Origin of the sequence: Krasilnikovia sp. MM14-A1004 (genome assembly GCF_047159485.1) — a bacterium.
Taxonomy (GTDB): domain Bacteria; phylum Actinomycetota; class Actinomycetes; order Mycobacteriales; family Micromonosporaceae; genus Actinoplanes.
Window position 1 is genome coordinate 1,600,068 of record NZ_AP038773.1, and the last position, 24,809, is coordinate 1,624,876.

The 24,809-nt window shown below is 70.4% G+C and carries 19 protein-coding genes; 8 read left to right on the forward strand and 11 right to left on the reverse strand.

What is annotated here, in order from left to right:
* Window positions 1–38: 38 nt before the first annotated feature.
* Together ACMCNN_RS07415 and ACMCNN_RS07420 are read right to left on the reverse strand one after the other, a co-directional pair.
* Entirely contained in the window at window positions 39–1,097 is a 1,059-nt protein-coding gene (locus tag ACMCNN_RS07415; RefSeq protein ID WP_412745428.1) for a PKD domain-containing protein, read from the reverse strand.
* A gap of 141 nt (window positions 1,098–1,238) precedes the next feature.
* Window positions 1,239–2,762 (reverse strand): MFS transporter, encoded by a 1,524-nt coding sequence (locus ACMCNN_RS07420; protein ID WP_412745429.1) that lies wholly within the window; start codon window positions 2,760–2,762, stop codon window positions 1,239–1,241.
* A 144-nt stretch (window positions 2,763–2,906) separates the two neighbouring features.
* Here ACMCNN_RS07420 and ACMCNN_RS07425 point away from each other — a divergent pair, with 144 nt between their 5' ends.
* Window positions 2,907–4,775, forward strand: a complete 1,869-nt coding sequence (locus tag ACMCNN_RS07425; RefSeq protein ID WP_412745430.1) for a glycoside hydrolase family 15 protein — start codon at window positions 2,907–2,909, stop codon at window positions 4,773–4,775.
* A gap of 33 nt (window positions 4,776–4,808) precedes the next feature.
* On the opposite strand, the gene ACMCNN_RS07430 is transcribed toward ACMCNN_RS07425, so the two are convergent.
* From ACMCNN_RS07430 to ACMCNN_RS07440, 3 genes are read right to left on the reverse strand one after another with little or no spacing between them, the layout of a single operon-like run.
* Window positions 4,809–6,881 carry a glycogen debranching N-terminal domain-containing protein gene (locus ACMCNN_RS07430; protein WP_412745431.1) on the reverse strand — a complete coding sequence of 691 codons (2,073 nt, stop codon included), beginning with the start codon at window positions 6,879–6,881 and terminating at the stop codon, window positions 4,809–4,811.
* Window positions 6,878–7,258, reverse strand: a complete 381-nt coding sequence (locus ACMCNN_RS07435) for an SCP2 sterol-binding domain-containing protein (protein ID WP_412745432.1) — start codon at window positions 7,256–7,258, stop codon at window positions 6,878–6,880. Before ACMCNN_RS07435 ends, ACMCNN_RS07430 begins: the two co-directional genes overlap by 4 nt.
* A gap of 40 nt (window positions 7,259–7,298) precedes the next feature.
* Window positions 7,299–7,631, reverse strand: a complete 333-nt coding sequence (locus ACMCNN_RS07440) for a carboxymuconolactone decarboxylase family protein (RefSeq protein WP_412745433.1) — start codon at window positions 7,629–7,631, stop codon at window positions 7,299–7,301.
* A gap of 239 nt (window positions 7,632–7,870) precedes the next feature.
* On the opposite strand from ACMCNN_RS07440, the gene ACMCNN_RS07445 reads away from it, so the two are divergent.
* Window positions 7,871–9,466 carry a CocE/NonD family hydrolase gene (locus tag ACMCNN_RS07445; RefSeq protein WP_412745434.1) on the forward strand — a complete coding sequence of 532 codons (1,596 nt, stop codon included), beginning with the start codon at window positions 7,871–7,873 and terminating at the stop codon, window positions 9,464–9,466.
* Between the two features lie 47 nt (window positions 9,467–9,513).
* Here the strand turns inward: ACMCNN_RS07445 and ACMCNN_RS07450 are convergent, their stop codons facing one another.
* Window positions 9,514–9,921, reverse strand: a complete 408-nt coding sequence (locus ACMCNN_RS07450; RefSeq protein ID WP_412745435.1) for a hypothetical protein — start codon at window positions 9,919–9,921, stop codon at window positions 9,514–9,516.
* Between the two features lie 186 nt (window positions 9,922–10,107).
* Between ACMCNN_RS07450 and ACMCNN_RS07455 the strand changes: the two genes are divergently transcribed.
* Window positions 10,108–11,052, forward strand: a complete 945-nt coding sequence (locus ACMCNN_RS07455; RefSeq protein ID WP_412745436.1) for a DUF5995 family protein — start codon at window positions 10,108–10,110, stop codon at window positions 11,050–11,052.
* Between the two features lie 11 nt (window positions 11,053–11,063).
* Here the strand turns inward: ACMCNN_RS07455 and ACMCNN_RS07460 are convergent, their stop codons facing one another.
* Window positions 11,064–13,070, reverse strand: a complete 2,007-nt coding sequence (locus ACMCNN_RS07460) for a fibronectin type III domain-containing protein (RefSeq protein ID WP_412745437.1) — start codon at window positions 13,068–13,070, stop codon at window positions 11,064–11,066.
* 195 nt (window positions 13,071–13,265) lie between these two features.
* Here ACMCNN_RS07460 and ACMCNN_RS07465 point away from each other — a divergent pair, with 195 nt between their 5' ends.
* Window positions 13,266–13,961, forward strand: a complete 696-nt coding sequence (locus tag ACMCNN_RS07465; RefSeq protein ID WP_412747092.1) for a peptidylprolyl isomerase — start codon at window positions 13,266–13,268, stop codon at window positions 13,959–13,961.
* Window positions 13,962–13,967: 6 nt separating this feature from the next.
* On the opposite strand, the gene ACMCNN_RS07470 is transcribed toward ACMCNN_RS07465, so the two are convergent.
* On the reverse strand, window positions 13,968–15,011 hold the full coding sequence (locus ACMCNN_RS07470; RefSeq protein WP_412745438.1) for a hypothetical protein: 1,044 nt from the start codon (window positions 15,009–15,011) through the stop codon (window positions 13,968–13,970).
* A gap of 77 nt (window positions 15,012–15,088) precedes the next feature.
* Window positions 15,089–16,726: a methyl-accepting chemotaxis protein gene (locus ACMCNN_RS07475; RefSeq protein ID WP_412745439.1), complete on the reverse strand. Its 1,638-nt coding sequence runs from the start codon at window positions 16,724–16,726 to the stop codon at window positions 15,089–15,091.
* A gap of 252 nt (window positions 16,727–16,978) precedes the next feature.
* On the opposite strand from ACMCNN_RS07475, the gene ACMCNN_RS07480 reads away from it, so the two are divergent.
* Together ACMCNN_RS07480 and ACMCNN_RS07485 are read left to right on the forward strand one after the other, a co-directional pair.
* Window positions 16,979–18,271 carry an extracellular solute-binding protein gene (locus ACMCNN_RS07480; RefSeq protein WP_412745440.1) on the forward strand — a complete coding sequence of 431 codons (1,293 nt, stop codon included), beginning with the start codon at window positions 16,979–16,981 and terminating at the stop codon, window positions 18,269–18,271.
* Window positions 18,272–18,394: 123 nt separating this feature from the next.
* Window positions 18,395–18,757, forward strand: coding sequence for a YciI family protein (locus tag ACMCNN_RS07485; protein ID WP_412745441.1), 363 nt, complete (start codon window positions 18,395–18,397; stop codon window positions 18,755–18,757).
* Window positions 18,758–18,764: 7 nt separating this feature from the next.
* Here the strand turns inward: ACMCNN_RS07485 and ACMCNN_RS07490 are convergent, their stop codons facing one another.
* Window positions 18,765–19,607: a class I SAM-dependent methyltransferase gene (locus ACMCNN_RS07490; RefSeq protein WP_412745442.1), complete on the reverse strand. Its 843-nt coding sequence runs from the start codon at window positions 19,605–19,607 to the stop codon at window positions 18,765–18,767.
* A gap of 112 nt (window positions 19,608–19,719) precedes the next feature.
* On the opposite strand from ACMCNN_RS07490, the gene ACMCNN_RS07495 reads away from it, so the two are divergent.
* Complete coding sequence (locus tag ACMCNN_RS07495) at window positions 19,720–20,397, forward strand: winged helix-turn-helix transcriptional regulator (protein ID WP_412745443.1); 678 nt, start codon at window positions 19,720–19,722, stop codon at window positions 20,395–20,397.
* A gap of 28 nt (window positions 20,398–20,425) precedes the next feature.
* Here ACMCNN_RS07495 and ACMCNN_RS07500 read toward each other — a convergent pair whose 3' ends face one another.
* A complete protein-coding gene (locus tag ACMCNN_RS07500; protein ID WP_412745444.1) occupies window positions 20,426–22,333 on the reverse strand; it encodes a PAS domain S-box protein in 1,908 nt (635 codons plus the stop codon).
* A gap of 325 nt (window positions 22,334–22,658) precedes the next feature.
* Here ACMCNN_RS07500 and ACMCNN_RS07505 point away from each other — a divergent pair, with 325 nt between their 5' ends.
* A complete protein-coding gene (locus ACMCNN_RS07505; protein ID WP_412745445.1) occupies window positions 22,659–24,785 on the forward strand; it encodes a PKD domain-containing protein in 2,127 nt (708 codons plus the stop codon).
* Window positions 24,786–24,809 lie beyond the last annotated feature (24 nt).

The window sequence follows — 24,809 nt, forward strand, 5'->3', positions numbered from 1 at the left end:
GGTCACGCACGCGTGACCCGCTCGTTCCGTACGTCGGATCAGCTTCGGGTGATCTTGGCCGTGGCGAAGGCGCGGTTGCTCCAGTTTCCGGCCAGGTCCTGCACCCACACCTCGATGTAGATCTTGCCCTTGGCGAGGCCGGGCAGGCGCAGCGACCACTTGCCCTTGGTGACGGGTACGTAGAGCGGCGGCACGCAGTACTTGTCGAACTGCGCGTCGGACGTCACGCGCTTCCACGTGCGCTTGGCGGTGTAGCAGTAGACCTTGTTGCCGGTGACCCGGGTGACGTGGACCTCGGCCCGGAAAGGACCGGCGCCCCGGTCGGTCGCCGTGCCCTTGACGTACTTCCAGGACCGGAGCCGGTTGGCGTGCAGCGGCTTCGTGATCTTCGGGACGGGCCGCCAGCTGTCCACCTTGACGTTGACGGTGCCCATCCGGATCGGGGACGAGGCGCCGTACTGGTTGTAGAAGGTCGCTCGCAGCGTGACCGGGCCCTTGACGACCCCGCCGCCCTTGCGGGTGTCGTAGAGGATCGTGACGCGCTGGTTCTTGCCCTTCAGGATCGGCACGTAGCCGTCGCCGTTGTCGAAGGCGATCTTCGTGGTGCCCGCGGGGACGTTCGAGAACGTGACGACGATGTCCTCGTACCGCCAGACCGAGGTCTTGCTGATCCGGAATGTGCCGGGGGTCGTGATGGTGACGGCGGTCGCGGTGGTGCTGCTGTTGCCCGCCTCGTCGGTGTAGGTCACCGTGATCGTGAAGCGGCCGTTCCGGGTGTACGCGTGCGGCGTCGCCACCGTGCCGGCCAGTAGCGTGTCGGATGTTCCGTCACCCCACGTAACGGTGCGGGTGACCTGCTCCGGGGCGCTCACGTTGTCGGTGACCGGGCCCTGAGTCAGGCGCACCGACTGGCCGATCCAGAGCGCGCGGCTGTTCAGCGTGAACGTGCCGACCGGGGCGGTCGTGTCCGCGGCGGCCGGGTCCGGCAGCGGGCCGGTCGTGTCGGCGAAGGCCGGCGAGGCGGCGGCCGCGCTGCCCGCGAGCAGGGCGCCACTGATGGCGAGAGCCAGCAGCGGACGGGTGAGGCGGGGGTTCATCAATCTCCTCCGAGGGTCGTCCGCACGGAGGAGAAGGCGTGCACCGATATGGCGCAGCCGGCTGGACGCCGTCCTGCCAGCGAACGCGCTGTGTTACTCCCCGTGATCGGGGCTCAAGTTACCTCACGCTGAGTGGTGAGATCAATCCGCCGTAGGGTCGGGCGTCGCCGTGCTTTTATCCGCATCCTGCGGAGAGGTAAACCCCGGAATGCCGCTTTCATTGTGTTTCGCGTAGGGATGCGGAGTAGTGGGCAGTGACTCGCCGGCCGGGGCGGGCGGCCGGGTGGCCGGGAGGAAGGAGGCGGCGACCAGCCCCACGAGTCCGATGGCGGCCAGTACGGCCAGGGCCAGGCCATACGAGCGCTCCGGGGTCTTGGTGATCCCCGCGACCAGGATGGTGCCCGCGATGGCGGTGCCCAGCGACGAGCCGAGGTTGGAGACGCTGCGGGACAGCCCGGAGATCTCGCCCTGCAGGTTGTCCGGGAAGGCGGACTGCACGACGTTCACCGACGGCGTGAGCATCGCGCCGACCCCGAACCCGATCACGAACAGGCCGGGCAGGTAGGCCAGGACCGACGTGGAGACCACGTCCAGGGCGATGAACAGCACGATGCCGGTGACCGTGAGAACGAACCCCGCCATGATCAGGGCGCGCTGGGTGCGCCGCGTCGCGAAGCGCTCGGCGGCGGCCGACGACAGCAGCAGGCCGGCCGTGGCGGCGGTGAGGATCAGGCCGGTCTGGATCGGGTTGTAGCCGTAGATGACCTGCAGGTAGGCCGACACCGTGAACGAGATGCCCAGCAGCACCAGCCACTGGATGTTCTGGGTGACCAGGCCCAGGTTCGAGGTGCGGTTGCGGAACAGCGCCAGCGTCAGCAGCGGCTCGCGGCCGGCCCGCTCCTTCGCCCGTACGGAGAAGAAGAACCAGGTCAGCACGAGCGCGCCCGCCGCGATCAGCCCGAGCATGAGCCAGCCGTTGTTGTCGGCCGCGAGGATGCCCAGCACCACGAGGATGAGCCCGGCCGCGGACAGCACCGCGCCCGTGATGTCGAACGACTTGGTGGCGTCCGCGGGCAGCGGGTCGCGCACGTCGCGACGGCTCAGCAGCACGATCACCACGATGATCGCCGCCTGGAACACGAACGCGGCCCGCCAGCTGATGGCCGTCGCGATGATGCCACCGATCAGCGGGCCGGTGGCCGCGCCGATTCCGCCCATCCCGTTGATCGCGCCGAACGCGCGGGCCCGCGAGGTCACGTCGGTGAACAGCATCGTGGTGAGGATGTAGACCGGCGGGATCAGCAGCGCGGTCCCGATGCCCTCCAGGATCGAGTAGCCGATGATGAGCATCGGCAGGCCCTGGGCGAACGAGCTGATCAGCGCGCCGAGACCGAACACGGCCAGGCCCACGTTGAGGCAGCGCTTGCGGCCGTAGCGGTCGGTCAGCTTGCCGCCGGGGATCATGAGCGCCGCCATCACCAGCAGGAACAGCGTGATCGCGAGCTGTACGCCCTGGACCGTGGTGCCCAGGTCCGTGGCGATCTCGTTGATCATCACGTTCATGTTGGAGCCGGCGAAGCTGCAGATGAACTGGGCCAGCGCGAGCGGGATCAGCACCCGGCGCAGCGCGGCCGACGGTCGCCCCGACCTGACCTGCTCAGTCATGCTCTACCTGCTTCCCCGAGACCGGCGGACGTTCACCGCGCAGCCTGCACCCTGCCGGGGCGCGCGGGCATCATCCTCCGCGCATGATGCCGACCGTCGGCCGCGACCGAATGATCGGACGAAAGCACGGGAAGGGTGACTGCCATGCCTGACTATCCGCCCATCGCCGATCACGGCCTCATCGGTGACTTGCAGACCGCGGCGCTGGTGAGCACGGACGGCTGCGTCGACTGGTTCTGCGCACCCCGCTTCGACTCGCCCAGCATCTTCGGCGCCCTGCTCGACGCGCGGCGCGGCGGTCACTTCCGGATCCGCCCGACGGCCGACGTCTTCACCACCAAGCAGCTGTACTTCCCGGACAGCGCGGTGCTGGTCACCCGGTTCCTCACCGAGGCGGGGGTCGGTGAGGTCGTCGACTTCATGCCGGTCGCGGGCGCGGTGGCCACGACCAGTCACCGCCTGGTGCGGATGGTCCGCTGCGTACGCGGGGAGATGACCTTCGCGGTCGACATCGCCCCCCGCTTCGACTACGGCCGGGAGAGCTTCGAGACGCGCCTGTTCGAGGACGGGGCGGTGTTCGAGGGCCCGCGTACGGCGGTGACGGTCCATCTGGTCCGGGAGCCGGACGACGAGCGGATCGCGCGCAGCTGGGTAGTGGACGGCGACGTGCGCGGGGAGGTCCGGCTGACCGCGGGGCAGATGCGCGGACTGATGCTGGAGACCGGTACGGCGGGCCCGATCCGCCCGATGCGGGCCGCGCAGGCGCAGCGGCTGTTCGAGGAGACGGTCGACTTCTGGGCGGGCTGGCTGCGCGGCTCCACGTACGCGGGGCGCTGGCGGGAGACGCTGCACCGCTCGGCGATCACCCTCAAGCTGATGACGTACGCGCCGACCGGTGCGCTGGTGGCCGCGCCGACCGCGGCCCTGCCGGAGCAGATCGGCGGGGAACGCAACTGGGACTACCGCTACACCTGGGTCCGCGACGCCTCGTTCTCTGTGTACTCGCTGCTCGGCATGGGCTTCACGGACGAGGCCGCGGCGCTGGGTCTCTGGCTGCGCGACAGGGTCGCCGAGCAGGCCGACAAGAACGGCAGCGGCCCGCTGAACATCATGTACCGGGTGGACGGCTCCAGCGACCTGTTCGAGGAGACCCTGGAGCACTGGGAGGGCTACCGCGGTTCGGCGCCGGTGCGCATCGGCAACGGCGCGGCGGACCAGTTGCAGCTCGACATCTACGGCGAGGCCATGGACAGCCTGTATGTCGCGGACCGGCACGGGCTGGCTCCCGGCCACCGGGGCTGGCTGCGGATGTGCGAGCTGCTCGACTGGGTCGCCGGGAACTGGGACCAGCCGGAGGAGGGCATCTGGGAGACCCGCGGCGGGCGCCAGGACTTCACGTACGGTCGGCTGATGTGCTGGGTGGCGCTGGACCGCGGCATCCGGCTGGCGGCCGAGCACGGCCGGCCCGGACCGGTGGCGCGCTGGGAGCGGGAGCGCGACGCGCTGTACGAGCAGATCATGGACCGGGGGTGGAGCCCGACCCGCCAGGCGTTCCGCCAGCACTACGCCACCGACGTGCTGGATTCGTCGCTGCTGCGGATGCCGACGGTCGGTTTCGTCACCCCGGCCGACCCGATGTGGCTGTCCACACTGGATGCCATGGACACCGAACTGGTCACCGACAGCCTGGTGTACCGCTACGACCCGGCCGCCTCACCGGACGGGCTGCGCGGCTCGGAGGGGACGTTCTCCCTCTGCACGTTCTCGTACGTCACCGCGCTGGCCGGGGCGGGGCGGCTCGGCAAGGCGCGGGTGACCTTCGAGAAGATGCTCACGTACGCGAACCATCTGGGCCTGTACTCGGAGGAGATCGCGCTCACCGGCGAGCAGATCGGCAACTTCCCCCAGGCGTTCACCCACCTGGCGCTGATCGACGCCGCGATCGCGCTGGACCGCGCGCTGGACCGGCACCCGTCGGCGGGGCGGCGCGGCACGGTCCCGGCCGGGGCCTGACGGGAGCGCCCGCCGGGCCCCGGCCGGCCTCCGTCACGGTGCTGCCGCGCCCGCGTTGCCGGCGGACACCGGCGCCATGGCGACCCGCCCCCGGCCGAACGCGTCCAGGCGCCCCCAGCGCCCGGGGATGTCGAGCAGCTCGATGCGGCCCACCCCTTCGGGCAGCGCCGGGTCCACGACCAGGTGCTCACCCAGTGGTTCGAGACCCAGCATCGTCCGCAGCAGCAGCAGCGGGGCGCCGGACGACCACGCCTGCGGGCTGCAGGCCGTCGGATACTGCACCGGGTACTTGGTCAGCGCGCGCTCGTAGCCGCCGAACGCCTCCGGCAGCCGTCCGTTGAAGAACTCCGCCGCCTCCAGGATGCCGTCCGCGACGCGGGCCGCCTCCTCCTTGAAGCCGTACCGGCGCAGGCCCCACGCGATGATGGAGCAGTCGAACGGCCACACCGTGCCGACGTGGTAGCCGATCGGGTTGTACCGGTGCTCGCCCTCGGCCATGGTGCGCACTCCCCAGCCGGAGAACAGCCGGGGCCCGAGCAGATGCTTGGCGATCGCCTGTGCCCGCTCCTGCTCGACGATCCCGCTCCACAGCAGATGGCCAATGTTGGAAGCGAGCGCGTCGACCTGTGTCCCGTCCGCGTCGAGCGCCAGCGCGAAGTACTCGCCGTCGGCGACCCAGAAGTCACGGTTGAACCGGCGTTTGAGGTCGGCGGCCTCGCGTTCCAGCCGTTCGGCGTACGCGTTGTCGTGCCAGACCAGCCGGGCCAGCCGCGCCCCGCGCACCTTCGCGTCGTACGCGTACCCCTGCAGTTCCGCGGTGGCCCGCGGGAATCCGGGGATCCGGCCGTCGCGGTACGCGATGGAGTCCCAGGAGTCCTTCCAGCACTGGTTCTCCAGGCCGGTCTCCTTGTTGCGCCGCTCGTACGAGATGTATCCGTTGTCCATCAGGTCGGCGTACTGGTCGATCCAGTCCAGTGCGGCGCGGGCCTCGTACTCCAGGTCGCGCACGAGGTTGGTGTCACCCGACCACCGCTCGTACTCGTCGAGCAGGACCACATACAGCGGGGTGGCGTCGGCGGAGCCGAAGTACGGCGTGTGCGGCCGCTCCTCGAACGCGCTCAGCTCGCCGTAGCGCATCTCGTGCAGGATGCGGCCGGGGTCCTCGTCGCGGAAGTCGTCCACCCGGGTGCCCTGCCACCGGCCCAGCACCCGCAGCGTCGTCTCGGCCAGCTCGGGGACGAACGGCAGCGCCTGCAGGCTGGTGAAGATGCTGTCGCGGCCGAACATCGTCATGAACCACGGCAGGCCCGCGGCGGGCAGGCTGTGCTTTCCGGCGATGGCCGGGGCGAAGCGCAGCGCGGCCAGGTCGACGATGCTGCGCCGATAGGTGACCTTCATCGGCTCCCAGTCGCACTCCAGCTTGGGCGCCCGCGCGATCCACTCCTGCAGGTCGGTGTGCAGGTCCCGGGGTTCGCGGTGCTTGCCGTTGGCGATGATCGGATGACCGTCCTTGCGGTTCATCACCGGCGTGGCCCGCAGCTCGGTGGTCCACTCGTCGTGCGGCTGCACCTCGATCTCGTACGTGAGACCCTCGTTGGTGATCTGCGCGGGCTGGCTGGTCGAGATCTCGGTGGCCCGGTGGAAGGGGCCGCGCTCGTAGGCGAGCACGAGGCGGTCGGATTCCACCTGGGTGTGGTAGGAGCCCTTCTTCTTCTGGGCGTCCTTCACCTCGAACAGGTCCGCGAAGTCGCTGCCGGCGGCCATCTTCAGGGTCAGCTTGGCGGGCTCGTCGGCGTGGTTGAGTACCGTCACCCGCTCCTGGAAACCGTCGCTGATGGTGCGGTGCCGGATCACCGAGAGCTTGGCGTCCACGTACACCGTGCCCGTGCCGACGACGAGGAAGAACCGCGTCTCGAAGTACTGCAGGTCGTCGACGGACAGGGGAGAGAGCCGGTGGTCGTCGACGGTGAGCACCCAGGTCGACAGGTACCGCGTGTCGTTGGCGAAGAAGCCGTCCGGGTCCGTCGGTGAGGCCTCGATGTCGCCCCGCCCGTCGCTGACCACGAAGTGGTTGCCGTCCAGGATCCGGACGTCGTTGTCGCTCATGCCGGCGCTCCCGCCTGTGCCGTGGCCATCGTCTGCGGCGCGCGCCCCCCGGGGGGCCCGGGGAACAGCCGCTGGACCGAGACGATGAGGTTCGCGTTGCCGTCCAGGCCGATCTCGCCGCGCAGCAGGGCCGCCATGGCGTTCACCGTGCCGCCGACCAGGCCCTCGAAGACGGCCCGCTCGGCGGTGACGATGCTGTCGGCGGGCCCGTCGCCGGGCGAGACGTCGAGCTGCCCGTCGCGGACGACGAGCCGCCACGAGTTCGTCTGCCGCCCGTCGACGATGTCGAAACGGACCGTCGCCGTGACGTGGCTCAGCCGTGGTTCGTGCTTGCGTTGGCTCAGGTCCTCGAAGAATTCGCTGATCGGATCAGCCATGGTGTGTGTTCCCCTCGCTGTGCGCACCGCTCAGCGGCGCTCACCCGGACGCGAGCTGAATCGCTCGCTCGATGTTGGCGGCCGCGGAGACGATGCGGGCGCTGCCCACCACGGGCGCCAGTTCGATGAGTACGGCCCGGATGTCCTCCGGGGCGATTCCCATCTGGTCGGCCACCCCGAGGTGAACCAGGTAGGAGGCCGGTGACGCGTCCAGCGCGATGAGGGCGGCGAACCGGGACATGATCGCGGTCCGTTCGTCGAGGCCGCCCTGCAGCATCGTGTCGGCGTTCATCCGGGCCACGGTCTCGAGTACGGGTCCACTGCCCTGCGTGAGGTCGTGGAGGAGTTCCTGCAGCTGTGGCTGGGCTGTCATCGGGCTCTCCGATCGTCGCACAGATGTGGTGTGACGTCGCGAGAATCGCAGCACCGGGCGCCGGGACGCGTCATCCGTCCGGGGCGAAATCACCAGGCATAAAAATTGACAATTGTCAATGTCTTGTGTCACCCGAAACATCTCGGTTACCGTACGGTAACATCCGCCCGGTAGGCGCCGCCGGACACCCCCAGCCCCATCCCCCACCAGGGTGTGGCTCCGTTCCTGTGAGGCCCGGCATGACGCTGCGCAGAATCCTGACCTCGCTCGCTGCTGCGATGATCCTGATCGTCGGCGGCCCGGCAACGGCGGCGGTCGCCACCACGACCACCGCCACCGTCACCTCGAACCGCCCAGCCCTGCGGTTCGTCGACATCACCGCACCCGACGGTGTGGTCCTCAAGGCCAACGTGATGACCCCGGCGACCGGCAACGCCCACCCGGCGATCGTCTTCGTCGCCAGCTGGGGGCTCAACGACGCCGAATACCTGGCCCAGGCCACCAAGTTCGCCCAGGACGGATACGTCGTCCTGTCGTACACCACCCGCGGCTTCTACTTCTCCGGCGGCACGATCGATGTGGCCGGACCGAAGGACGTCGCCGACGCCCGTGCCGTCGTCGACTGGCTCATCGCCAACACCCCCACGGACCCGGCCCACATCGGCATCGGCGGGGTCTCCTACGGCGGTGGCATCAGTCTGCTGGCCGCGGCACACGACCCGCGTATCCGGGCGGTGTCGATGATGTCCGGCTGGACCGACCTGGTGCAGTCGCTCTACGCCGACCAGACCCGGCACCCGCAGGCCACCTGGCTGCTGCTCACCGTCGGCCGGATCGTCGGTCACATCAGTGACGAATTCAAGGCGATCGCGGACGACTACTTCGATGGGCGCAACGTCCCCGGACTCATCGAGTACGGCACCCAGCGCTCCGCGATGACCTACCTGGACCAGCTCAACAAGAGCCGCCCGGCGGTCCTCATGGCCCAGGCGTACGGCGACAGCGTGTTCAGCCCGAACCAGCACGTCGACTTCTTCAACGCCTACCACGGTCCGAAGCGCCTCGAGTACGCCCCGGGCGACCACGCCATCCCCGAACTGCTCGGGCTCGCCGGACTGCCGAACCATGTGTGGACCAGCACCCACCGCTGGTTCGACCAGTACCTGCGCGGCGTCGAGACCGGCATCGACACCGCCGACCCCCTGGTCCTGGAAGTCCGCAACACCGACGGCGACGTCGAGGACTACCCCGACTGGGCCCACGTCACCGGCACCACCAAGCGCTACAACCTCTCCGGCGCGAGCTGGACCGGCACCGGCGGCATGAGCACCAACGAGGTCACCGGCAACTGGTCCGCGCGGATGTCCACGTCCGGTGACACGATCGCGGACTCCGGGGTCGTGGTGCTGTCCAACACCGTCGAGGCGCTGACCGGCCACACCCCGCACGCCTGGCTGCCCGCCGTGAACCGGCGCCGGGCCGCCGTGTGGGGCACGGACTGGCTGAAGGCCACGCAGCTCCGCGGCATGCCGCGGATGCACCTGACCGTGAAGCCCAGCGCGGCCAACGGCACCCTCGTGGCGTACCTGTACGACGTCAACGCCGTGGGCAGCGGAGCGCTGATCACGCAGGCCCCCATCAGCTGGGTGGACGCCAAGCCGGGCGAGCCGACCACGCTGGACCTGCGGTTGCCGCTGACCGCCTGGGACGTGCCGTCCGGGCACTACCTCTCGCTGGTCGTCGACACCAAGGACCCGCTCTACCAGGGCACCAATCCGCGCGACGCCAGCGTGACGGTGACCGGCCCGAGCTGGTTCGACGTGCCGCTGCGCTGAGCGGTGCGGCCTGATGCGGCGGCGACCTCCGTCCGGTCGCCGCCGCTTCAGTGCGCCCCCGCCTCGATCAGCAACACCTCGTCCGTATTCTCGACCGGCACGTGATGCCGGTCCTCGTGGGTCCGGACCGCCGCCGCGTACGCCGGGTCATCGTGCGGCAGGATCCGGCCGCTGCCGTTGCGGACCTGCCCGCCCCGGCACAGTTCGACAGCGGCCTCCCGGCGGAAGTGCCGCCACCACTTCTTGTCCGGGGCGTCGCCGACGAGCACCACGTATCGGTCGCCGTCGGCCGCGTACAGCACCGGCAGGGCGACGGTGCGGGCACCGTCGGCGGTCCGGTAGCGCAGCTCGCACATCTCCGCGTCGAGCAGGCGATGCAACCGGGTCGAGCGGAGCACGGCCAGGACCGCGCGGTTGACCAGCGCGGGTGGCCGGTGCGTGCGGCGGCGAGTCATCCGGTTTTCGCCCCTCTCGTACGCTTCAGCCGGTTTGCCTCCTGGCGACTCCCGTCATGGTGGCGGACCCGGCGTCACGCCGCGCAGGGTCTTCCGGCCTCTTTCGTCCGAGAAGTGTGAGCTTCACTCGACTTTTTTCCGACATCACAGTGGTGCGCCGCCGCCGTGCTCGGCAGGCTGGCAACCGTGACTTCCTTCGATCGGGAGCTGGCCCGCAGCAGCGCAGACATGTTCCGGGAACGGCGGCGCACGCTGTCGGACCTGCCCATCCCGGCGGGGCGCGGCTGGGAGCCGTTACGCGTACGGATGGCCGACGCGCTGCACGAGCCGCCGACCGGGATCGCCGGTGTGATCTCCAAGCTGGAGACGGTGCAGGGCATCCTCGACGACCTGCCCCCGAGCCCCACGAACAACCGCGTGTCCGCCTTCAACGACCTCTATCTGATCATCACCCGCCGGGTCGACCGGGCGCTGCGCACAGACGCCACGTCCCCGGATTTCCTGGAACTGCTCGACGTCGAGTTCGCCAAGCGCTACTTCGCCGCCCTCAACCTGTGGAACTGCGACGACGAGGACACCCCGGATGTCTGGGAGGTGCTGTTCAAGCGCAGCCACGACCTCGAGGTGAGCCGGCTCGTGGCCGCGATCCTGGGGGTCAACGCGCACATCAACCACGACCTGGCGCTCGCCCTGATCTCCACCTGGGACCAGTTGGGCGCGCCCGACGACGACCGGATCAACCCCGACTACCTGCTGGTCAACTACATCTTCTACGACGAGATCCAGCCGTTGCGGCGGGGCTTCTCCGACGCCTGGCAACTGGAACTGGACAAGCTCGTCGGGCCACTGGACGACTGGAGCCAGCGCGTCCTTGTCAACGTCACCCGGGCGCACGCCTGGGAGCAGGGGCTGCGGATGTGGGATCTGCGCACCGACCCGGACGACTTCGAGCAGGCCCGGCGCACCATGGACCGCGCCGCGTCGCTGCTGGGTGAGTGGATGCTGGCCGCCGACCGGGTCGTCACCGACGCCGGTGACGTGGTCGAGGGCGGCTGGCGGTTCGTCCGCGGCCTGTTCGGCTGGGACGACGCCGAACGCCCGGCCGACGTCGCCGCCGCCCCGGTCCGGTGATCCCGGCTCCGCTACCGCTGTGCGGTGCGGCGGCGCCGGTGTGCGTGGGCCAGAAGGGCCAGGGCGGCCCCGGCGATCGTCAGCGCCAGCCCGGTCGCGGCGATCGGAGTGACGGGCGCGCCGGTGGTCGACAGTGGAGTGCTCGGCTCCTCGGTCGGCTCGGGGACGAGGGCGGGCGCGACCCCGGCCGGTGCGGAGTCGCCGGCCGTGGTGCGGGTGACGACGGTGACGGCATAGGTGGCCCCGTTGGCCAGGCCGGTGATCGTGCACGTGGTGGCGTCGGTGGTCGTGCAGGTCCGTACGCCGGCCGCCGTCAGGGCGAACAGGCCGGCCGACGTTTCCTCGGCCGGCCCGTTGGCCTTGACGCAGGGTGTCCCTGTGGCCGGGCAGGAGTCGCTGGCGGGGGCGGCGGTGGCGGCGTAGCCGAGCGGCGTTCCGCTGCCGGGATCTCCCGGTCTCCACGACACGGTGATGGCGCCGTCGTCGGTCCGCACGGCGGTGACGACCGGGGGGTCGGGGAGGGCGAACGGCGCGACCGGCCCGGCCACGGTGCTGGCGGGTGAGGTGCCGGCGGTGGTGGCGGCCACCACGGTCGCCGTGTACCACGTATCCGCGGTCAGCCCGGTGATGGTGCAGGTGGTGGCGGTGGTGGTGCAGGTGGCGCCGCCGGGCGACGTGGTGGCGGTGTAGCCGGTCAGCGTGCCGCCGGCCAGGTCGGCCGGACGGGTCCAGGAGACGGTGATGCTGCGGTCGCCGGGTTGCAGGATCACGCCGGTGGGGGCCTGCGGGCGCCACGACACCGGCACGGGAGTGCTCCGGTCGGTGGTGCTGCCATCGCCCAGCTGCCCGTTGAAGTTGAGGCCCCAGCAGTAGGCATGCCCGTCGGTGCCCAGGGCGCACCGTTGCCAGTTGTCGCCACCGCCGGCGATCTGGGTGAGGGTGACGCCGCCGGGTATCGCTCCGGCGGCCACCGCTACCGGCGTGCTCCGGTTCGTGGTGCTGCCGTCGCCCACCTGCCCGTACGTGTTGTCGCCCCAGCAGTAGGCGTGACCGTTGCTGCCCAACCCGCAGTTGGACTGGATTCCGGAGGCGATCCCGGTGAGCGTGACGCCGCCGGGTATCGCTCCGGCGGCCACCTCCACCGGCGCGGACTGGCCCGTGGTGGTTCCGTCGCCCAACTCGCCGGAGCCGTTGTAACCCCAGCAGTAGGCCCGCCCGTTGCTGCCCAGCCCGCAGGTCTGCTCGTTACCGGAGGCGATCTGGGTGAGGGTCACGCCGCCGGGTATCGCTCCGGCGGCCACCGCTACCGGCGTGCTCTGGTCCGTGGTGGTGCCGTCGCCCAGTTGACCGTTGACATTGCGGCCCCAGCAGTACGCCTGCCCGTCGCTGCCCAGTCCGCAGGTGTGCATGCTTCCCGAGGAGACCTGAGTGAACGTCACCCCGCCGGGTATCGCTCCGGCGGCCACCGCCACCGGAGCGGCCACGCTCGTGCTGCCGCCGTCGCCCAGCTGGCCGATGCCGTCGAAGCCCCAGCAGTAGACCCAGTCGTCGCTGCCCAACCCACAGGTGTGGGCGAAGCCGGCGCTGAGCCGGGTGAGGGTGACCCCACCCGGTAACGCCCCGGTGGTCACCGCCGCCGGCGTGCCCCGGTACGGGCCACTGCTGCCGTCGCCCAATTGACCCTCGCTGTCGTCGCCCCAGCAGTAGGCCCGCCCGTTGCTGCCCAACCCGCAGGCGTGGTTGCCGCCGGCGGTGAGTCCGCCGAGGGTCACCCCGCTCGGGATCGTCCCCCTGGACACCGGTACGGGATTGGACCGGCTCGTGGTGGTGCCGTCGCCCAGCTTGCCGGCGTCGTTGTGCCCCCAGCAGTAGGGCCGACCGCTTCGCAACGCGCAGGTGAAGCTGCCGCCGACGGTCACCTGCGTCACCGCGCCCGTCGGCACCGCCTGCGCCGGCATCCCTGCGGCCCCGGCCAGCAGCGTCAGCGCCGCGACCACGATCCCGATCCTCTTGATCACGAGGCCCACACCATCATGGCCGGCGACGCCCGTCGTCGATCCCGGCGGTTATCCCCTGATCGAGATCACCGAACGCTTGACCGATCCATGAACGTCGATTAAACCGGTCTGGTGTACGCCGAGCCCGAGGAGGACGAAGTGGTCCGCAAACGTCCGCGCCGCAGCGTGAGGACAATCGGTCGCCTGCTCGCCGCGATGGTCCTGGTCGGATCCAGTGTGGCCGCCGCGTCCCCGGCGGCCGCCGATGGTGTCGACCCGACCGATCCCACCGGCGGCCCGTGCGCGTTCACGCCCACGCCGGACGAGCCGGCCGCACGGCCGGTGCCGTTGCCACCCGACCCTCGGCACACGCCGAGCCGGGGCACCGCACGGGTCGTGCTGCGGACCAACCTCGGACCGATCCCGCTGGTGCTCGACCGTGCCGAGGCGCCCTGCACCGTACTGAGCTTCCTGCACCTGACGCGGCACCGGTTCTACGACCGGACCCACTGCCACCGGCTCACCGCGTACCCGACGCTCAAGGTGTTGCAGTGCGGCGATCCGACCGGTACGGGCGAGGGCGGTCCGGGCTACCGCTACAAGGACGAGCTGCCCACCGACCTGCCGCCGGCGCCGACCGATCCGACCGGTGCCCGCAAGGTCTACGCCCGCGGCGTGCTGGCGATGGCCAACGCCGGACCGGACACCAACGGCAGCCAGTTCTTCCTCGTCTACGCGGATTCCGCGCTGCGCCCCAACTACACCATCTTCGGCACGGTCGATCCGGCCGGGTTGGCCACGCTCGACGAGGTGGCGGCCGGGGGAGTGGCACCCACCCCGGCCGACCCGGCACCGGTCGACGGGCCTCCGGCACTGTCCACCGAGATCAGAACGGCGCGCATCCGCCGGTAGCAGGGATCAGGCGGGATCGGGTTCGGCCGCGCGGACCCGGTTCACCGCCGTCAGCGCGGTCGGGTCCGCAGTCGGGTACAGGCCCCACCGGGCCGCGGACCGGGCCTGCGCGAGAAAGGCGGGCACGCGCTTGGACGGCACGGACCGGAACCACAACGCGCCCGACTCGGCGTCCTGCAGCAGCCCGTAGTACTCCTCCGCGGAACGCGGCGTGAATCCCTTCGTCTCCGTGGCGGCCGGCGGCTCCGGGAAGACCGTGACGATCGCGTCGGCCGCGACGGCGGCCCGTACTTCGGTCAGGTCACCGGAGGCCGGGACGATCAGCCACCGGTGGACGTACGGCCCGGCCGACTCCAGCAGGGCGAGGTCCTCGCGGAGACCGGTGGCCGTCTGCCGGACCCGGTCCCAGAACTCGTCGTCGGCATCCGGCAGGTCGGTGGTGGGCGGCGCCACCGCCGGTGCGGCGGGGCGAAGGGCGGGAAATGCGGACGCCCGCGCAGGCATGTCCGCCACGCGCATGACGATCCCGCGGTCGGCCACGGCCCTGCGCACCTGCGTCCGGATCTCCCAGACCCCGATCAGCAGCACAGCCATGGCGACCACGCGCAGCCCCACGCGCAGCGACGTGTAGCCCAGCGTCGTCGCGGGCGCGGCGTCGCTGACCGAGATGGCGAAGCCGATCATGAGCCCCATGCCGAGCAGCCCCTGCCAGGCGCCGACCGCCCAATGCCGGGTGGCCGCGTCCGCGGCGTCACCGAGACGGCGCAGCATGTCCCTGGTGCGTTGCCGCCACCACACGAACCCGGCGACGTAGCCGAACGCCAGCAGGAGGTACAGCAGGTCGAACGCGTCCGCGTTCAGGACGATCCCGCGGACCATCGGCGACATGCCCGAGGCCCCGTCGGACGCCACGTAGGCCCACACCGCGAGGTCGGTGACGAGCAGGAGCATGCCGAGTACGGTCGCCGCCGCGACAGCGGCGAGGACGGCGACCGTCTGCACCTCCCAGTCGCGCGGCGGTCGAGCCACGACGTTGTCACCGTCAGTCACCGTGAGCCCCCGCTCTGTCGAAATGAAGACGGTGGAACCTACGGCTCACCGGCCGGCGATGTCAACCACGGTGCTGGTCAGAAGCGGAAGCGGCCGATCATCGCGTCCAGCTCCTTGGTGAGGTCGGCCAGCTGCGCCGCGGCGACCTGGCTGTCCTCGACGCCCCTGGCGGTGGCCTCGGCGGCACCGGCCAGGCCGTCGACGTTGCCGGCGATGGTGGCGCCACCGGCGGCGGCGTACCCGACGCTGCGGTTCATCTCGCTGGTGGTGGCGCTCTGCTCCTCCACCGCCGAGGCGATGGTGGCCTGCAGGGCGTTCACCCGGCTGATGATCTCGCTGATCTCGGCGATCGCGGCGACCGCGCGTTCCGTGTCGGTCTGGATGGCCTCGACCCGGCGCGAGATGTCCTCGGTGGCCTTGGCGGTCTCCTGGGCGAGGTCCTTGACCTCGCCCGCGACGACGGCGAAGCCCTTGCCGGACTCGCCGGCGCGGGCGGCCTCGATGGTCGCGTTCAGCGCCAGGAGGTTGGTCTGCGCGGCGATCGAGGTGATCGTCGCGATCACACTGCCGATCTCGGCGGAGGACGCGCCCAGGCTGGCGATGGTCTGGCCCGCGGACTCGGCGACCTCGACCGCCTGCGCGGCGACCTGGGCGCCCTCGTTCGCGCTGCCCGCGATCTCGCGGATCGAGGCGCCCATCTCCTCGCTGCCGGCAGCCACCATCTGCAGGTTGCGGGAGACGTCCTCGGCGGTCGCCGCCACGGTGGACGCCTGCGCGGAGCCCTCGCGCGACAGTTCCCGGATCGACATGCTGGTCTCGGTCAGCGTGCTGGCGTGGTTGGCCACACTGTGGACGCTGGTGGAGATGGTGCCCATGACGGCGCGCAGGGCCTCGGAGGCGCGCTTCATTGCGGAGGCCATGTGGCCCAGTTCGTCGTTGCTGCGCACCTTCGGCGTGTGCGTGTAGTCGCCGTCGGCGGTCGCCTCCAGGGCGGCGGCGACCTCGCGCAGCTGGCGGACCATCGGGCGGGCGATCAGCAGGGACAGCGCCAGGCCCAGCAGCAGCGCGCCGAGGGTGAGCGCGATGGTGACGGTCAGCGCGGTGTGGTACTCGCTGCGGCCCTTGTCGGCGGCGGCGTCGGCGGTGGCCCGCTCGCTGGCGATCAGGGCGCTCAGGGCGTCGCCCATCCGGTCGGCGTTCTGCCGGAACTGCAGGATCACCGACGGGCCGGCGGTGCCGCTGGACTTGAACACCCAGTTCTCGCGGACCTTCTGGTAGTCGGTCCAGGCCTGGGTGAACTTGGTGATCTCCGCCTGCCGCGGGTCGTCGGAACGGATACCGGCCCGGTAGGACGCCAGCGCCTTGTCCAGGTCGGCGCCGTCCTTCTTGGCCTGCTCGACGACCTGCGCCTTGGCGTCGATGCCGTGCGCGGCCAGGTACGCCGCGAGGTCACCGTTGGCCAGCTGGACACCCTTACGAACCGTGTCGAGGCGCTCCTGGCCGGCCACGTTGACCGAGCGCATCCGGTCGAGGCTGTTGCTCAGGTGCGCCATCCGGGTCATCGCGAAGACACTGATCACCACGGCGGCCACGGCCACCGCACCCACCGCGAGCATGATCTTGGTGGCCAGCCGGCGGTTGGCGAGCCATCCGCCGACGAGCCGGGTCGGGTTGCGGCGCGGCAGCGCACCTGGGGTGACGGCGTTGACCTTCATGGGCCCTCGTTCCAGCTCGCCCGGCTGCACGGGGTCAGCCGGGCGACCGGCGGTGGCGTCCCGCGCCGGGGATGGGGCGCCACTCCCGCTCCATCGGCCACCGGTTCCCGAGGGGTAAGTCAAGGACGGAATCATGTTCTATCTCACATCGATGGCAGGTCTTTCATGTCCCGGCGTCCCGGCCCGATGGACGCTGCAAATCCGTGAGCGCCCTTCCCCCATGCGGGCAGGCTTGAAGGTCAGGTGGACACCATGCGTCGTGCAGGACTGTCGGCGGTCGCCGCCGTGGGCGTACTCGGACTCTCGCTCACCGCGTGCACCGCCGTCGGCGGTGTCGCCACCCCGCAGGCCGCGATGCGGGTCACCGAGGTGGCGGGCACGATCACCTACTGGGACACCGCCGACGCCAAGGCCGAGGGGCCGGTCTACGACCAGTTGATCTCCGCCTTCCAGGCCAAGTTCCCCAAGGTGAAGGTCAACCACGTCTACGTCGACTTCAACCAGGCGCAGAACAAGTTCATCGCCGCGGCCGGCGCCGGCAAGGACGTGCCGGACGTGCTGCGCATCGACGGCGGCGCCATCCCGGCGCTGGTCAACGCGAGCGCCATCGCGCCCCTGGACGGCACCCCCGCCCTCGACGACGAACCCGACTTCCTGCCCGGCCCGCTGGACACCACCGTCTACAAGGACCACGTGTACGGCGCCCCGCAGGTCACCGACACGCTCGGCCTGCTGTACAACAAGGCGCTGTTCAAGAAGGCCGGCATCGCGAATCCGCCGCGCACCTGGGCCGAGCTCAAGGCCGCCGGGAAGGCGATCAAGGCCAAGACCGGCGCCGACGGGCTCTACCTCAACAGCGCCGCGTACTTCTTCCTGCCGTTCCTGTACGGCGAGGGCACCGACTGGGTCGACGCCGACAACAAGAAGATCACCGTCAGCTCGCCGAAGGTCGTCGCGGCCATCCACACCGCCCAGGACCTGATCGCCTCCGGCGCGGCCGTGGCGCCGAACTTCGCCGACCTGTACGGCGGCATGCAGTCCTCCTTCAAGGAGGGCAGGGTCGCCATGGTGATCAACGGACCGTGGTCCGTGGCGGACGACTACTCCGGCCCGGCGTTCAAGGACAACGCCAACCTGGGCATCGCCCCCGTCCCGGCGGGCGGATCCGGCACCGCGGGCGCGCCCACCGGCGGCCAGAACCTCGTCGTGTACGCCAAGAGCCAGAACTCGGCCGCGGCGCACGCCTTCATCAGCTTCATCAACTCGGCCGCCAGCCAGGCCACCGTCGCGGCCAAGAACGGCACCCTGCCGACGCGTGCCTCGGCGTACACCGCTGACGTCCGGCGCAACACCACGATCGCCGGGTTCCAGCCGGTGCTGCAGATCGCCCGGGCCCGGCCCGCGGTGGCCAAGGGCGGCGAGCTGTACACCCCGTTCGAGACCACGCTGGGCCGCATCCTGCAGGGCCAGGTCGCCGTCCAGCGCGGCCTGGAGGAGACCGCCCAGACGTACCACGGGATCCTCACGGACTACACCGCCGGCTGAACGGGCGGAAAAATCTTCCCGAGGACCTGTCGAAACGGCGTTGCCTCGTTCGTCGGGTAGGTGGCGGCTGGTTGTCGCGTCCGGAATGATCGGACCCCAGCCCGACACGACAGGGAGACGACCATGCGGTTTCTCATGATGCACCGGCTCGACGAGCGCGCCCCCGAGGCGTGGAACCCGAGCCCGGAGTTCATCGAGAAGATGGGCGCGTTCATCCAGGACTCGATCGACAAGGGCATCCTGATCACGGCCGAGGGCGTCCACCCGTCCGAGAAGGGCGCCCTGGTCCGCAAGGCGCGGGGCGGGGCCACCACCGCGACCGACGGGCCGTTCACCGAGGCCAAGGAGGTCATCGGCGGCTTCGCGCTGGTGAACTTCCCGGACCGTGCGCAGGCCGTCGCGTACGCACAGAGCTACGCCGACCTGTTCGACGAGGTGGAGGTCGAGGTGCGGCAGGTCGTCGAGTTCGACGACCTGCCGTCCTGACCCCCCGTCAGCGGCGGCGGCCGGTGACCAGCAGGTACTCCCACTCCATGACACCGTCCTGGAGGAATCGGAAGGCCAGCTCGGTCAGGGCCCGGTCCAGCGCGGCCACCGACTCCGGCTCACCGGAGATCGACCGGTACACCGCGATCGTCGGACCGTAGTTGGTCTTGAAGTAGTCGACGAACGCTGCCGGGTCGGCGAACTGGTCGACCCGCAGCGTCGCGCGGCGGGTGGTGAGCTCGTCGAGGTGATCACCGAGCAGCCCGCGGACGTGCTCCTCGCTGCCCCACAGGGGCGGCGGCTGGGCGCCCGGCGGCGGAGCCGGAGCGTACGGCTTCATCGTCGCGAACATCTGGCCGATGAACCCCTCCGGCGTCCAGTTCAGCACCCCGACGGTGCCGCCGGGGCGGCATACCCGGGTGAGCTCGTCCGCGGCGCTGCGGTGGTGCGGGGCGAACATGACTCCCAGGCACGACAGCACGGTGTCGAAGTCCCCGTCCGGGAACGGCAGGTCCTCCGCGTCGGCCTGCTGCCAGTCGAGTTCGGCGCCGTGCTGGGCGGCCCACGCCTGCCCGGGCCCGAACAGCTCCGGCGTCAGGTCGCTGGCGACGACGCGCCCCCCGGCCAGGGCCGCGCGGATGGCGGCGCTGCCGGAGCCGGCGGCCACGTCCAGCACCCGGTCGCCGGGGCGCACGCCGCAGGCGTCCACCAGCACGGCGCCGAGGTCCCCGACCAGCTCGGCGGCGACCCGGTGGTAGTCGCCCATCGCCCACATGGCCCGGTGCTTGGCCTTCAGGGCGCGGTCCGCCCCGGTGGCGGTGGGCTGCGGCGTGATCGTCTGCGTGTTCATTCCATCTCCCCCTCGTCGGTCACTGCGACCGGAACCGACATTAGGAATCCGGCGTCCCCCGAACTAGTACGAAATCTGTACCGGGTGGGGTCGGCGCCCCTAGCCTTTCGGCATGGGGTCTCCGTACCGGCAGTTCTGCCCGGTTGCCAAGGCGATGGAGTTGCTCGACGAGCGCTGGACGCTGCTGGTGGTGCGGGAGCTGGTGTCGGGCTCGGAGCGGTTCAACGAGTTGCGGCGCGGGCTGCCGCGGATGTCGCCGACCCTGTTGTCGCGGCGGTTGCAGCAGCTGGTCAGGGCCGGTGTGGTGGACCGCCGCGCGGACGGCGGCGACGTGCGGTACGTGCTGACCCCCGCGGGGCGCGAGTTGCGTCCGGTGGTGGAGGCGCTGGGCGCCTGGGGGACCCGCTGGATCGGTGAGCTGGGCGACGAGGACCTCGACCCCAAGCTGCTGCTGTGGGACATGCACCGCAACGTCGACCAGGCCGCCGTGCCGGACGGCCGGACGGTCGTGCAGTTCCGGTTCCCGCAGGCGCGGCAGCACTCCCGGGACTGGTGGCTCGTCATCACCCCGGACGACGTGGACATCTGTGACGGCGATCCGGGCCACCCGGTTGCGGTCACGGTGATCGCCGACCTGCGCAGCCTGGTGCAGGTGTGGCGGGGCGATCTGAGCTGGTCCGCCGCGCTGCGGGCGGGTGGGGTGGAGATTCAGGGGCCCGCCGCGTTGCGCCGCTCGCTGCCCGGCTGGTTCACGCTCTCGCCGTTCGCCGCGGTGGCGCGCCCGGCCTGACCGTCCGCGGTGGACCGATCCCGGCCGTTCAGGACGGGGCCGGCGTGGTGTCCGCGGTCGTGGTGCATTCGTGGACGGCCTGCAGCAGCTCCTCGGCCGTGAACGGCTTGTAGATGATCGGGACTCCGTCGGTGCGCAGGCGCCGCGTCGTGGACGTGTCCTCAGTGGAGCCCGAGATGAGCAGGATGAGGGTGGTGGGGTGGTCGTGGAGGGTGGTTTCGGCGAGTTGGTAGCCGGACATGCCGGGCATGACGATGTCGGTGAGGAGGAGGTCGTAGGGGTGGTGTTGGAGGTGTTCGAGGGCGGTGTAGCCGTCGGGCGCGGCGGTGGTGTGGTAGCCGTGGCGTTGGAGGATGCGGGTGGTGGCTTGGCGGACGTCGGGGTCGTCGTCGACGACGAGGATGTGTTGGCCGTGTCCGGGTGGGGCTTTGGTGTGGGTGGTGGTTGTGGTGGTGGTGTCGGTGCTGAGGGGTAGGAGGATGCGGAAGGTGGTGCCGACGCCGGGTTGGGTGGTGAGGGTGATGGTGCCGCCGGCTTCGGTGATGATGCCGTAGACGGTGGCGAGGCCGAGGCCGGTGCCGTGGTGTTTGGTTTTGGTGGTGAAGAAGGGTTCGAAGACGTGGGTGGCGATGTCGTCGGGCATGCCGGTGCCGGTGTCGGTGATGTTGAGGTGGGCGTAGGGGCCGGGGGGTAGGGGTGGTTGGCGGGTGGGGTCGTCGGTGAGGGTGGTGGGGCCGTTTTCGATGATGATCATTCCGCCGTCGGGCATGGCGTCGCGGGCGTTGATGACGAGGTTGAGGAGTACTTGTTCGAGGCGGCTGCGGTCGGCGCGGATGGGTAGGGGGTGGGGGTGGAGGTGGGTGATGAGTTCGTTGTGGGTGCCGATGGCGCGGTCGAGGAGGGTGTGGTTGTCGGTGATGATGGTGTTGAGGTCGATGGTGTGGGTGGTGGTGGGGACTTTGCCGGCGAAGACGAGGAGTTGGCGGGTGAGGTCGCGGGCGCGTTCGGCGCTGGCTTTGGCTTTGGTGAGGTCGTTGTGGGTGTCGGGGTCGGTGGTTTGTTCGAGGGCGAATTCGAGGTAGTTGAGGTTGATGGCGAGGAGGTTGTTGAAGTCGTGGGCGATGCCGCCGGCGAGTTGGCCGAGGCTTTCGAGGCGTTCGGCGCGGGCGGAGCGTTCGAGGATCTGCTGACGGCGCCGATCGGCGCGCAGCTGTTCGGTGACGTCGCGTTCGATGCCGGAGATGCTGACGACAGTGCCGTTGCGGTCGCGTACCGGTGAGAGGTTCGCCGATACGTCGATGAGCGTGCCGTCCTTGCGTTGCCGTTTCGACGCCAGGAGGGTGATGCTCTCGCCCCTGAAGAGCCGGTCCAGGGAGTCTTGGATGGTGTGGGCCAGTTCGGGCGCGACCACGATGGCGACGCTGCGTCCCACGGCCTCCTCGGCGGTCCAGCCGTAGAGGCGGGTGGCGCCGTCGTTCCAGGTGGTGATCGTGCCCTGCAGGTCCGTACTCATGATCGCGTCTTCGGACGAGTGCACGATCCCGGCCAGCATCGACTCGTCCTCGGCGGCGCGTCTGGCGTGGCGTTCCAGGATCTGCTGGCGGTAGGCGACCGCGATGCTGATCAGGATCATGCCGAAGATCACCCACAGGCGCAGCGACTGGTTGAGGCTTCCGCCCGATCCCTTCCAGGTCGACGTGGCCCAGCCCACCAGCAGTGCGAGGGCGCCGACCGCGGCCACCGCCCAGGGCCGCGCGGTCGCGGCCGCCAGCACCGGCCCGACGACGACCAGGCCGAACAACATCAGGTGCGGCGGGGTGGCCAGCTCCGCGAGGCCGGCGACCAGGACGATCAGCACCGCGAGCAGCAGAATCCCTACCCGCCACCACCGGCGGGTGAGAGCGCCGCTGTCGCTTCGCCACTCCGCCAGCTTCATGCGTCGCCCCTCACGGCGCCTGGGGATCGCTCAGGCGCGGTTCCGAGTCCCAGTCCACCCTAGGTGGGAAAGATAGGAAATCGGAAGCTTCTCGGCAGTACGCGGTATTAGCGATATGCGGCTTTCCTGCGATGGATATCCCGCAGTGGCGTTATGGGCGACTCGACCACCGGAGGGATTCCCGAAGCGTCCACGGCTGGCCGAAAGATCACCATCAACCTCAGGCGGACCTCAGCGCCACCTCAGCGCCACCTCAGGTCGACCACACCGCCACCACGGCGCGTTCGGTCATGGTCGGCAGCCCCGGAAACAGCTGAGGAGTTCCATGAAGAAGACACTGGCGCGCCTGCCGGTCACGCTCGGCGTGATCGCGGCGGTGCTGGCACCGATGGCCGGTACCGCGGCCGCGGTCGTCGTGACACCGTCCGCCCCCCGGACCGGCAAGCTCACGCAGGTCGGTCCCATCGCCGACCACGGCTTCCCGGCCTGGTACCGGGACAGCAACAACGTCCGGCTGGAGCTGTGCAACACCCCGGACGACCCGATGTGCCCGGCGCCGGCCGGTTCGATCCCGAACCCTGACGCGCCGGTGTCGTTCCCGGACAACTTCCCGGACGAGTCCTTCTACCAGCTCGCCGACTCCACGATCACGCTGACCAGCGGCGCGAAGGCGGTCATCAGCACGAACCTCGAAGCGGCGTTCATGAACGGCGCGCCCGCCCCCGGCGACCAGATGGTCTTCGGCCGGGTCCGGATCCGGTTCGACGCCCCCGCGGGCGAGCGCTTCCGCATCACCCACCCGTACGGCGTCGACGACATCGTCGCCGACGACAAGAAGGGCGTGAACATGACCGAGGACACCGGGGCCATCCCGGGTGCCTTCGGTGCCGCCCTCAACGGCCGGGTCGGGCCGTTCCTGAAGTGGGACCCGGCCGTGGCGCCCGCCGCCCCCGCCGGCTACATCGGCAACCCCGGCGTCGAGCACAAGGTCGTCGGCAGCCCGTACAACACCAACTTCGTGCGCATCGAGCAGCTCGACCCCGCCACCGGGGCCGTCATCGGCGAAGTGGGCTTCTCGGACCTGTTCACCATCCAGGGCCGGTACGCGACCAACTCGGGCCTCGACCTCGACCAGGCCACCTACAGCCGGGCGGCCAACGGCACCGGCACGGTCGACGTGTTCGCCAGCAGCGAGCCGGGCCAGGTCCTGCAGATCACCGGCGACACGACGCTGGGCTTCCACGACACCAAGCTGCGCGGGGACGCCAACGGCCACTACTACGGCCGGTTCCCGCTCACCGGGACGCTGCCGGTCAACCCGAAGGTCGAGGTCGTCAACATCAGCGACCGCCCGGCGGCGAAGAAGACGCGGGCCCTGGTCGACGTCGTCACGGGTGCCACGGCCACGTATGACGCGGGCGCGCAGAAGCTGACCGTGTCGGCCACCTCCAGCGACAAGAAGGGCAACCCGGCCCTGTCGGTCACCGGTTTCGGCGCGATCACCCCGTCGGGGTTCACCGGCGTCGTGGCCCCGCCGGCCACGGTCACGGTCACCTCGGCCGCGGGCGGTTCGACGACCGTTCCGGTGCTGGCCAACGCCGGTGCCACGTTCGGTGCGACCGCCCCGGTGGCCGCGGCGACCGCGGACACCCCGGCTCTGGTCAACCAGACGGTGCGCCTGGACGCCACCGGCTCGGCCGGTGAGATCACCAAGTACACCTGGACGCAGACCGGTGGTGCGGCCGTCACGCTGACGAACGCGGCGACCTCGCTGGCGACGTTCAAGCCGACGGCGGCGGGCCTGTACTCGTTCAAGGTCCAGGTCGACGGTCCGGGCGGCACCAGCCAGGCGACGGTGACGGTCACCGTGACCAACGTGAGCGCGCCGAAGGCCGACGCGGGTGTCGACCAGACCGTGCAGCGGGGCAAGACCGTCACGCTGGACGGTACGAAGTCGACGGCGGCCGAGACGTACTCGTGGGCTCAGGTGTCAGGCCCGGCGGTGACGCTGACCGGGGCGACCACCGCCAAGCCGACGTTCACCTACCCGACGCAGGCGCTGCCCGCGGCTCCGGGTCCGAACGCGACGTTCGTCGCCAACAACGCCCCCGTGGTGCTGGAGCTGACGATCCGCAACGCGGCCGGGATCAGCACCGACCAGGTCGTGGTGAACCCGCAGCCGGAGACGTTCTCGGGTCTGACGGTGCGCTACCGCACCGGCAACAACGAGTGGCGGATCGCCGGTACCAGCAGCATCGTGGCGGGCCAGCGGATCTCGGTGGTCCTGGGCAGCACGCTCACCGGCCGGGTCATCGGCACGGGAACCGTGGACGCGGCCGGGGCGTTCAGCATCCGCGTGACCGGCCCGCCCCCGGGCACGGTGCGTACGGTCAGCTTCATCTCGACGACCGGCGGCACCCAGCTCGGCTTCGCGGTCGACGTGACCAACTGACGGGCTGAGCGAAACAGCAACACC